Annotated in this window: 8 protein-coding genes; 1 reads left to right on the top strand and 7 read right to left on the bottom strand. The window is 69.9% G+C overall.

Annotated elements, in window-relative coordinates:
• Positions 1-255: 255 nt before the first annotated feature.
• From VP06_RS17130 to VP06_RS17100, 7 genes are all read right to left on the bottom strand, one after another.
• The gene (locus tag VP06_RS17130; RefSeq protein WP_048464994.1) at positions 256-1443 is read right to left on the bottom strand and encodes a phenylacetate--CoA ligase family protein; all 1188 of its coding nucleotides are present in this window, start codon (positions 1441-1443) and stop codon (positions 256-258) included.
• 293 nt (positions 1444-1736) lie between these two features.
• Positions 1737-1931 (bottom strand): hypothetical protein, encoded by a 195-nt coding sequence (locus tag VP06_RS17125; protein WP_048464993.1) that lies wholly within the window; start codon positions 1929-1931, stop codon positions 1737-1739.
• Positions 1932-2047: 116 nt separating this feature from the next.
• Positions 2048-2914: an HpcH/HpaI aldolase/citrate lyase family protein gene (locus VP06_RS17120; RefSeq protein WP_048464992.1), complete on the bottom strand. Its 867-nt coding sequence runs from the start codon at positions 2912-2914 to the stop codon at positions 2048-2050.
• Positions 2915-2918: 4 nt separating this feature from the next.
• Positions 2919-3413 carry a MaoC family dehydratase gene (locus VP06_RS17115; RefSeq protein ID WP_048464991.1) on the bottom strand — a complete coding sequence of 165 codons (495 nt, stop codon included), beginning with the start codon at positions 3411-3413 and terminating at the stop codon, positions 2919-2921.
• On the bottom strand, positions 3410-5356 hold the full coding sequence (locus tag VP06_RS17110; RefSeq protein ID WP_048464990.1) for an acetyl-CoA carboxylase biotin carboxylase subunit: 1947 nt from the start codon (positions 5354-5356) through the stop codon (positions 3410-3412). Before VP06_RS17110 ends, VP06_RS17115 begins: the two co-directional genes overlap by 4 nt.
• Positions 5357-5364: 8 nt before the next feature.
• A complete protein-coding gene (locus tag VP06_RS17105) occupies positions 5365-6972 on the bottom strand; it encodes a carboxyl transferase domain-containing protein (RefSeq protein WP_048464989.1) in 1608 nt (535 codons plus the stop codon).
• An 11-nt stretch (positions 6973-6983) separates the two neighbouring features.
• On the bottom strand, positions 6984-8156 hold the full coding sequence (locus tag VP06_RS17100; RefSeq protein ID WP_048464988.1) for an isovaleryl-CoA dehydrogenase: 1173 nt from the start codon (positions 8154-8156) through the stop codon (positions 6984-6986).
• Positions 8157-8778: 622 nt separating this feature from the next.
• On the opposite strand from VP06_RS17100, the gene VP06_RS17095 reads away from it, so the two are divergent.
• Positions 8779-10179, top strand: a complete 1401-nt coding sequence (locus tag VP06_RS17095; protein WP_082167456.1) for a methyl-accepting chemotaxis protein — start codon at positions 8779-8781, stop codon at positions 10177-10179.
• The last annotated feature ends 203 nt before the right edge of the window (positions 10180-10382 follow it).

The raw sequence follows: 10382 nt of genomic DNA, 5'->3' as shown, positions 1-10382 counted from the left end.
AATTGTCGCGCCAGTCCGAGCGCCTCTCGGTCGAGGTCGACCGCTTCCTGGCGCAGGTCCGGGCGGCCTGACGGCGGCCTCTCCCTGTCTGATCCGCCCGCACGCTCCCTCGGCGGGCAGTCCGGGCGGACGAGAAAGCGGATCACGCCAGCCCTGCCGGGCTCAGGCCGGATCGGTGATGCCGGCGCCGATCACCCGCAGGGCGATCATGCTCGGCACGACGTCCCGACCCAGCACTCGTCGAGCGGAGTGTCGTCAGCCCACCGGCCGCTCGTCGGCGATGACCTTGCCGTCGTTCGGCAGGCTGCCGGGGGCGACGAGGGCGACCGTGCCGCGCAGCTTCGTCACCGCCCGCAGGGTCTCGGCCAAAGCCTCGGCCAGGGCGGCGTCCGTCGTCGCGGATTCCGCTTTCAGGGTCATGACGTCGGCCTCGTCGGCCCGGGTCACCACCAAGCACAGGCGGCCGAGTTCCGGATGGCGGCGGGCAATCTCGGCGACCTGCTCGGGGCGCACGAACATGCCCTTCACCTTGGCGGCCTGGTCGGCCCGGCCCATCCAGCCGCGGATGCGGCGCCCGCCGGGCAGGGCCGCCGTGAGGTCGCCGAGGGCGTAGCGGATCAGCGGCCGATCGAGATCGGGCACCGTGACGACGATCTCGCCGACCTCGCCCTCCGGCACCGGATCGCCGGTGCCCGGCCGCACGATCTCGAGGATCAGCCCGTCGCTGACGAGGAGCCCCGGCTCGTCCGGCGTCTCATAGGCGATGAAGCCGACATCCGCCGTCGCGTAGGCTTGGCGGGCGGCAATGCCGCGCTGCGCGAACTCGGCCTGGAGCGAGGCCGGGAAGGCGGCTCCCGACACCAGGGCCTTGACGAGCGACGACACGTCCCGCCCGGCCTTGGCGCCCGCATCGAGCAGCACCTTGAGGAAATCCGGCGTGCCGACATAGCCGGCCGGCCGGTAAGCCTCGATCAGGTCGAGCTGCTGCTCGGTGTTGCCGGGCCCAGCCGGGATCACCGCGCAGCCGAGCGCCCGGGCGGCGGAGTCGAAGATGAAGCCGCCGGGCGTCAGGTGGTAGCCGAAGGTGTTCAGCACCACCTCACCGGCCTGGAAGCCGGCGGCGGCAAGCGCCGGGGCGCCCCCCCACGGGTCCTCGCCCGCCCGCTGCGGCTCGAAGATCGGCCCCGGCGAGGTGAACAGGCGGGGAAACGCCCCGGCCGGCCCCGGCACGAAGCCGCCGAAGGGCAGCGACTCGCGCTGGCGCGCCGGCATCTCGCCCTTGCGCAGGACCGGCAGGCGGGCGAGCGCCGCCCGGTCGGTCACCGTGGCCGGATCGAGGCCGGCGAGGTGGGTGGCGTAAGCCGGTGCCTGACGGGCGGCGGCGAGGGCGGCCGGCAGGCGGGCGAGGAGGCCGGCGTCGGGTAGGCTGTCGGTGTGGGGCATGGTGTTGCGTCCTCCCGGGGAATGGCCCGCGCGTTGCTCGCGCGGTGCGTGAGGTTTGGCTGGGGATAGCGAAGGCTCGGCGTCATACCAACGGTCGAAAGAAAACGACCTTTGGTTCCGGTCTCCAATTTTCGCTAAGCCTTTGCCTTAGTATCGAAAATTTGAGATGGTCCATCGACCCGATGCGTCAGTATCTTGGGCCGATGGTATCAGACGGCGATCACGGCATGATCTGGAGCATCCCGGCGATCCGGACGAGGATGTCGCAGTGCGTCCCGTGACCGATGTCCGGCTCACCTCCTGACGAAACGGCGGACGACCTCGACCGCCACGAACGGATCGCCGCCTCTCTCGACGCGGTGCTCGCCGAGAATGATCCGGCCCTGGTCGCTCACGCGCTGGACACCGCCGCACCGGCCCGCGGCCTCGCTCGCGGCGAGGTGCAGGCGGGAGCGCCGCATCTGGCCGCCGTGATGGATCTGCTGCATCGGCTCGGCCTCAGGATGAGCCTTGCCCCGCTCGATGCCGTTGCGAGCACCATAGGGGCTGCGGCGCCACAGGCCGATGTCATGAGATCGCGCAGAGACTTTGCGTCGATCCCGCCTCACCCCAGCCGCGCCAGCAGCCGTTCCGCCCGGCGCAGATGCGGCCGGTCGACCATCTCGCCGTCGATGCCGACCACGCCGACCCCCGGCGCCGCCGCGAAGGCGGCCACGACCCTCCGGGCCTGGGCGATGGCGGCCTCGGTCGGCGTGAAGGCTTCGTTGATGATCGCGACTTGTGCCGGATGGATCGCCATCTTGCCGACGAACCCGTCCCGCCGCGCCTCCCGGCACTCGCGGGCCAATCCGTCGAGATCGCGAAACTGAGCGTTGATGGTGTCGATGGCATCGACCTCCGCGGCGGCGGCGGCCATCAGGGTCAGGTTGCGGGCGAGCCGGAACGGCGCGGTCCAGCCGCCATCCTCGCCCCGGTTGGTCTCGGCGCCGATATCGGCCGACAGGTCCTCCGCCCCCCAGGTGACGCCGGAGAGCCGCGGGCTCGATCCCGGCAGGCTCTGGAGCGAGAACACCGCCCGCGCCGTCTCGGTGGCGATCGGCAGGATGCGGGTGGCGCCGTCCGTCAGGCCGTGCTCGGCCTCGTGAACCGCAAGGCGTCCGCCGAGATGGGCCACGCTCAGGCCGCCCTCGGCCTTCGGCAGCATGATCCCGTCGGGCGCGTGCGGCATCACCGCGGCGAGATCGTCCTCGGTGAGGCCCGTGTCGAGGGCATTGACCCGGACATAGAGCGTCGGGCGCCCCGCCACACCGCGCATCCGCGCCAGGAAGCCGGCGGCGATCTCGCGGGCCTTCGGCTTCTCGGCCAGCGCGACCGAATCCTCCAGGTCGAGGATCAGGGCGTCGGCCCCGACCTCCAGACCCTTCTCCTGCTTGCGGGGGGAATAGCCAGGAACGAACAGCAGCGAGCGCATCTCTCTACGCCTCCGAAACGGGCCGCTTGCGCATCATCGCCTGGCGCCGGCACTCGGCCACCAGCGTGCCGTCCTGGTTGTAGGCCCGGTGGACGAACTCGACGATGCCGGCGGTGGGCCGCGAGCGCGAGTCGCGCTTGGCGACGACCTCGGTGGTCACGCTCACCGTGTCGCCCTCGAAGAGCGGCGCGGGAAAGCGCGTCTCGGTCATGCCGAGATTGCCGATCGTCGTGCCCACCGTCGTGTCGTTGACCGAGATGCCGATCATCAGCCCGAGCGTGAACAGCGAGTTCATCAGCGGCCGGCCCCACTCGGTCTCGGTGGCGCAGAAATGCGCATCGATGTGGAGCGGCTGCGGGTTCAGCGTCATGTTGGAGAACAGCATGTTGTCCATCTGCGTCACCGTGCGGGTGAGGCGATGGCGCAGCGTGGCGCCGACCTCGAAATCCTCGAAGTACAGCCCGCCGCGCGGATGGGTCGAGACCGGAATCGTGCTCACGCGGCGTCCTCCGTGGTCAGGGTGATCAGGCGGGCGCCCTCGGCGACCTGCTGGCCGGCTTCCGCCGTCACCTCGGCGACCGTGCCGTCGCGGGGGGCGGTGAGGGCGTGCTCCATCTTCATCGCCTCGACCACCGCGAGGCGCTGGCCGCGCACGACCGTCTCGCCGGGGGCGACCAGCACGGCGACGAGGCGGCCATGCATCGGCGCCTTGATGGCGCCGCCCTGGTCGATGTGGTCGAGATCGACCGCGAAGGGATCGGGGGGCGAGAGGGCGATCTGGCGGCCCTCCGCGAGCACCAGCACGCCGGGCGGGGCCGCGATCACCGCGACGGCCTCGGGCTCGGGCCCCGGCGTGCCATATGCCACCGTGAGGCCGGCGGGTCGCCAGTGCAGCACGGCCTCGGCCGGCTCGCCCTCGATCACGACCGGATAGACCTGGCGCCGGGCCTCGCCGAGCTGGAACCCGTCGACCGCATCCCAGGGCGAGCCGGTGCCGGCGGGGGTGTCCCGCGCCACCAGCGCCCGGATTCCGGCGCGGATCGCGCCGTCGCGGTGCGGGTTCGGGGCCGTGAGGCTGTCGAGCGCGCGGTCGATGAAGCCGGTATCGAAGCGGCCGGCGCGGAAATCCTCCGCCTCCGCCAGCGCCTTGAGGAAGGCGACGTTGGTCTTCGGACCGGCCACGAGGGTGCGGCCGAGCGCGCCGGCCAGCCGGTCCAGGGCCTCGTGACGGGTGGCACCGCGGGCGATCACCTTGGCGATCATCGGATCGTAGAACGGGGTCACCCGGTCGCCCGCGCGCACGCCGGTATCGACCCGGATCCCCTCCCCGTCCGGCAGGCGCAACGCCCGCAAGGGCCCGGTCGAGGGCAGGAAACCGTGATCCGGGTCCTCGGCGTAGAGCCGTGCCTCGACGGCGTGGCCCTGGATCGCGAGGCCCGCCTGATCGACCGGCAGCGCCTCGCCGCTCGCCACCCGGAACTGCCACTCGACGAGATCATGGCCGGTGATCGCCTCGGTCACCGGATGCTCGACCTGGAGCCGCGTGTTCATCTCCATGAACCAGAAGCCGTCGGGGCGCAGGCCCTCGCGACCGTCGGCGATGAACTCGACCGTGCCGGCGCCGACATAGCCCACGGCCTTGGCGGCCTCCACGGCGGCCCGGCCCATGGCGGCGCGGACCTCGTCCGGCATGCCGGGGGCGGGCGCCTCCTCGATCACCTTCTGGTGACGGCGCTGGAGCGAGCAATCGCGCTCGAACAGGTGCACGGCGTTGCCATGGGCATCGCAAAAGACCTGGATCTCGACGTGGCGCGGCGACAGGACGTATTTCTCGACCAGCACCCGCGGATCGCCGAATGCGTTCTGCGCCTCGCGCTGCGCCGAGGCGAGGGCGTCGGTGAAGCCGTCCGGGCCCTCGACCCGCCGCATGCCCTTGCCGCCGCCGCCGGCCACCGCCTTGATGAGGACCGGATAGCCGATGGCCATGGCTTCCGCGGCGAGGAAATCCGGCTCCTGGCGGGCGCCGTGATAGCCCAGCACCACCGGCACGCCGGCTTTGGCGACGAGCGCCTTGGCGGCATCCTTCAGGCCCATGGCGCGGATGGCGGAGGCGGGAGGGCCGACGAAGACGATGCCGGCTTGCGCGCAGGCCTCGGCGAAGTCCGGCCGTTCCGACAGGAAGCCGTAGCCCGGATGGATGCTCTCGGCCCCGCTCGCCCGGGCCGCCTCCAGGATGCGGTCGATGCGCAGATACGAGTCGGCGGCGGGCGCCGGGCCGATGCCATGGGCCTCGTCGGCCAGCGCGACGTGGAGCGCGTCGCGGTCGGCCTCCGAGTAGACCGCGATGGTGTGCATCCCAAGGGCCTTCGCGGTGCGGATCACCCGGCAGGCGATCTCGCCGCGATTGGCGATCAGGACGGAGGCGAGGCGGCGATGGGTCATGGCGGTCCTCACATCCGGAACAGGCCGAACCGGGTCTCCGGCACCGGCGCGTTGAGGCAGGCCGAGAGCGACAGGGCGAGCACCCGGCGCGTCTCCTCCGGCAGGATGATGCCGTCGTCCCACAACCGCGCCGTGGCGTAGTAGGGCGAGCCCTCCTCCTCGAACCCGGCGCGGATCGGCGCCTTGAACGCCTCCTCCTCCTCCGGGCTCCAGGTCCCGCCCCCGGCCTCGAGGTTGTCGCGGCGGACGGTGGCGAGCACGCTCGCCGCCTGCTCGGCCCCCATCACGGAGATGCGCGAATTGGGCCAGGCGAACAGGAAGCGGGGCGAATAGGCCCGGCCGCACATGCCGTAATTGCCGGCGCCATACGAGCCGCCGACGATCACGGTGAGCTTCGGCACCGCCGCGGTGGCCACCGCCGTGACCAGCTTGGCGCCGTTCTTGGCGATGCCGCCGGCCTCGACCTCGCGCCCGACCATGAAGCCGGAGATGTTCTGGAGGAAGACCAGCGGGATGCGGCGCTGGCAGCACAATTCGATGAAGTGGGCGCCCTTGAGCGCGCTCTCCGAATACAGGATGCCATTGTTGGCCAGGATCCCGACCGGCATGCCGTGCAGCCGGGCGAAACCCGTGACCAGCGTGGTGCCGTAGAGCCGCTTGAACTCGTCGAATTCCGAGCCGTCGACCAGGCGGGCGATCAGCTCGCGGGCGTCGTATTGCTTGCGGAGATCCACCGGCACCAGGGCGTCGAGGTCGTCGGCCGCATAGGCCGGATCGACGGGAGCCGCGATGTCGATGTCGGGCCGCTTGACGCTGTTGAGGCCGCCCACGATGCGGCGCAGGATGGCGAGGGCGTGGGCATCGTCGGTGGCGTAGTGGTCGGCGACGCCCGAGAGGCGCGCATGGACGTCGGCGCCGCCGAGATCCTCGGCGCTCACCACCTCGCCGGTCGCGGCCTTCACCAGCGGCGGCCCGCCGAGGAAGATCGTGCCCTGGCGGCGCACGATCACGCTCTCGTCCGACATCGCCGGAACGTAGGCGCCGCCTGCCGTGCAGGAGCCCATCACGCAGGCGATCTGCGGGATGCCGGCGGCCGACATCTGCGCCTGGTTGTAGAAGATCCGGCCGAAATGCTCGCGATCGGGAAAGACCTCGGTCTGCTGCGGCAGGTTGGCGCCGCCGGAATCGACGAGGTAGAGGCAGGGCAGCCGGTTCTGGGCCGCGATCTCCTGCGCCCGCAGGTGCTTCTTGACGGTGAGGGGATAGTAGGTGCCGCCCTTGATGGTGGCGTCGTTGCAGACCACCATCACCTCGCGGCCCGCCACCCGGCCGATGCCGGCGATCACGCCGGCGGCGTGGATCTCGTCGCCATACATCCCGTGGGCGGCGAGGCTCCCGATCTCCAGGAACGGCGAGCCCGGATCGAGCAGGCGCAGCACCCGGTCGCGGGGCAGGAGCTTGCCGCGGGCGACGTGGCGCTCCCGGGCGCGGGCCGGGCCTCCCGCCGCGGCCTTGGCGCGATGGGCTTTCAGGGCCTGGCGCAGCTCGCTCCAGGCGGCGCGGTTCTGCTCCGCCGCCCCGGAGGTGAGGTCGGCGCTGGTGGGGATGACCGGCATCGTGGTGCGCCTTACGCGGATTTGGCGAACAGCTCGCGGCCGATCAGCATCCGGCGGATCTCGCTGGTGCCGGCGCCGATCTCGTAGAGCTTGGCGTCACGCAACAGCCGCCCGGTCGGGTAGTCGTTGATGTAGCCGTTGCCGCCCAGCAGCTGGATCGCATCCAGCGCGCATTGCGTCGCCCGCTCGGCGGCGTACAGGATCGCGCCGGCGGCGTCCTCCCGGGTAGTCTCGCCGCGGTCGCAAGCCTGGGCCACCGCGTAGACATAGGCTTTGGCGGCGTTGGTCGAGACGTACATGTCGGCGAGCTTGCCCTGGACCAGCTGGAACTCGCCGATCGCCTGGCCGAACTGCTTGCGCTCGTGGACGTAAGGCATCACCACGTCGAGGCATGCCTGCATGATGCCGAGCGGTCCCGCCGCCAGCACCGCGCGCTCGTAATCGAGACCCGACATCAGCACGTTGACGCCGCGCCCGACCTCGCCGAGCACGTTCTCCTCCGGGATCTCGCACTCCTCGAAGACCAGCTCGCAGGTATCGGAGCCGCGCATGCCGAGCTTGTCGAGCTTCTGGGCGGTGGAGAAGCCCTTCATCCCCTTCTCGACCAGGAAGGCGGTGATGCCGCGGGGGCCGGCCTGGGGGTCGGTCTTGGCATAGACCACCAGGGTCTCGGCGACCGGGCCGTTGGTGATCCACATCTTGGAGCCGGTCAGGAGGTAGCAGTCGCCCTTCTTCTCGGCGCGGGTCCGCATCGACACCACGTCCGAGCCGGCGCCCGGCTCCGACATGGCGAGCGCCCCGACATGCTCGCCGGAGATGAGCTTGGGCAGGTATGCCCGCTTCTGCGCCTCCGAGCCGTTGCGGCGGATCTGGTTGACGCACAGGTTCGAATGCGCGCCGTAGGACAGGCCGACCGAGGCCGAGGCCCGCGACACCTCCTCCATCGCCACGCAATGGGCGAGGTAGCCGAGGCCGAGGCCGCCATACTCCTCCTCGACCGTGATGCCGTGCAGGCCGAGCGCGCCCATCTCGGGCCAGAGGTCGCGCGGGAAGGTGTTGGTGCGGTCGATCTCCTCGGCCCGCGGCGCGATTCTGTCCTGCGCGAAGTTGCGCACGCTGTCGCGGATCGCCTCGGCGGTTTCGCCCAGGCCGAAATTGAATTCACGCGCGGCGTTCGGGATCATCGGCGCCCTCCCTCTGATTTTCTCCATTCATACGAACGATCGTTTTTTAAGACAAGCCTCGTGGGCCGTCTTCAGGGCCTTGAGCCCGGCCTTGCACGCGGTGCCGCGTGGTCGTGCCGGGCGATCTCGGTGCCGCCCGATCGTTCCAGCGATGGCGCCTCGGTCGGAATGCGGGCGGTTCGCCGCGGGAATGCTGTCCTGGAACAAGTCTCGGTCGGTGGCCGACGACACATGGGTTGGCACTGTCCGGGCCCGCAAATCGCTTGATTACGCTGGGGTATTTGAGCTGATCTCAAGCCTTTTAATGCGTATTATATTCGTATTTTATTGCAATTTTTCTTGAATTTGAGGGGCTTCCTTGTTCAAGGCGGTTTCCCGGCGCCCGACGTGCTTTCAGCTTCGATGCAGGCCATCACGCCGCTCAGCACGCTTGCCGATTTTTGTTGGCCGTACAAGTATTTAACATCTTAAAAGGCATGGGACTTACTCGCCCTATTGCGGCATTAACGGAGCCTTATCCGTCTTCACGCTAAACGGCGAAGCACAGGGTCGGGAGCGAAGAATGGGCTGGGGCAGACACAAACCGGTCGAGGATGCGAGACTCACCGCGCTCGATCGGGCCATGGCCACGATCGAGTTCGCCCTCGACGGAACGATCACCGGGGCGAATGCGAACTTCCAGGCGCTGACCGGTTATGCGCCCCAGGCCCTGATCGGCAAGCCCCATTCGCTTCTCGTGCCGCCCGCCGTCTCGGCCTCCGACGCCTACCGCGAGTTCTGGCGCCAGCTCCGCGCCGGCCTGCACCAGATCGGCGAGTTCGAGCGGATCGGCAAGGACGGGAGGTCGATCTGGCTCTGCGCCACCTACCTTCCGGTGCTCGGGCCCGACGGGCTCCCCAAGAGCGTGATGAAGTTCGCCTTCGACGTCACCGCCAAGAAGCAGGAGGCGGTGCGTCTCGCCCAGATGGTCGAGGGGATGCCGATCGCCGTGATGATGGCGGATCCGCAGGACGACTTCCGCATCAGCTACATCAACGAGAGTTCGCGGACCACGCTCGGCTCGATCGAGCAGTACCTGCCCGTGACGGTGGCCGACCTGGTCGGGTCGTCGATCGACGTGTTCCACAAGAACCCCGCGCACCAGCGCCGGATGCTCGCCGATGCGAGCCACCTGCCGCATCGGACCAAGATCCGCCTCGGCCCGGAAGTGCTCGACCTCCAGGTCTCGGCGATCAACGGGTCGGATGGCGCCTATCTCGGGCCGATGCTGACCTGGTCGATCGTGACCGGGCAGACCCGCGTGGCCGAGGAGGTGCGCGCGGTGGTGGATGCGGTGACGGCGGTGGCCGACGAGATGGCGCAATCGGCCGAGGGCCTGACCAGCGCGGCGACGGATGCCCGCACCCGCGCCGCCGCGGTGGCGGACACCTCCCGGCAGATGTCCGGCAGCGTGCGGGACGTCGCCGATCAGGTCGGCCGCGTCTCGGAGCGCAGCCGGCAGATCGCCGCGCAGGCCCAGGCCACGGACGCGACGGTGCGGCTGCTCACCGAGAACACCCGCAAGGTCGATGCGGTGGTCGGCATGATCAAGTCCATCGCCAGCCAGACCAACCTGCTCGCCCTCAACGCGACGATCGAGGCGGCCCGGGCCGGCGAGGCGGGCCGCGGCTTCGCCGTGGTGGCGGCGGAGGTCAAGCAGCTCGCCGGCCAGACCGCGCGGGCGACGGACGAGATCACCCAGCAGGTCGCCACGATCCAGACCGCCACCGGCGACGCCGTGGTGGCGATCCAGGGCATCACCGAAGCCGTCGGCGAGTTGTCCGCCCTGACCCATTCCATCTCCGCGGCGGTGGAGGAGCAGGCCGCATCCACCTCCGAGATGTCCGGCACCATCACCGGCGTGTCCGATGCCGCGGCCCAGACCGGGCAGCTCGCCGATGCGGTGCGGGGCCTCGCCGGCACCCTGTCGGCCTATTCCGGGCGGCTCGACGGCAGCATCGCCGCCTTCGTCGGGGGCCGCTGAGGTATGTCCCGGGCCGGCGGGGCGTCGGCAGGCCGGCGCCCCGCCGGGCCCCGGCTCTTTTACACATCTCCGAGCCCCCGAGACTTGTGAGGCTCTTGTATTCCGCTCTTCTGCTTGTAAAAAAAAAAACAAACACGAAACGAGATACAGTGTTTCTATTGACAGTCAAGATTAAAGAATCAGATGTACTAATACAGTACCTA

Source organism: Methylobacterium aquaticum (genome assembly GCF_001043915.1).
Lineage (GTDB): Bacteria > Pseudomonadota > Alphaproteobacteria > Rhizobiales > Beijerinckiaceae > Methylobacterium > Methylobacterium aquaticum.
The sequence above is the reverse complement of the archived record's forward strand: the minus strand, read 5'-3'. Positions and strand labels throughout refer to the sequence as shown.

Coding starts and splice junctions, on each gene's coding strand:
- VP06_RS17095 (WP_082167456.1), top strand. CDS start 8,779: ATGGCCACGATCGAGTTCGCCCTCGACGGAACGATCACCGGGGCGAAT.
- VP06_RS17120 (WP_048464992.1), bottom strand. CDS start 2,914: ATGCGCTCGCTGCTGTTCGTTCCTGGCTATTCCCCCCGCAAGCAGGAG.
- VP06_RS17110 (WP_048464990.1), bottom strand. CDS start 5,356: ATGACCCATCGCCGCCTCGCCTCCGTCCTGATCGCCAATCGCGGCGAG.
- VP06_RS17130 (WP_048464994.1), bottom strand. CDS start 1,443: ATGCCCCACACCGACAGCCTACCCGACGCCGGCCTCCTCGCCCGCCTG.
- VP06_RS17100 (WP_048464988.1), bottom strand. CDS start 8,156: ATGATCCCGAACGCCGCGCGTGAATTCAATTTCGGCCTGGGCGAAACC.
- VP06_RS17125 (WP_048464993.1), bottom strand. CDS start 1,931: ATGCAGCAGATCCATCACGGCGGCCAGATGCGGCGCTCCCGCCTGCAC.
- VP06_RS17105 (WP_048464989.1), bottom strand. CDS start 6,972: ATGCCGGTCATCCCCACCAGCGCCGACCTCACCTCCGGGGCGGCGGAG.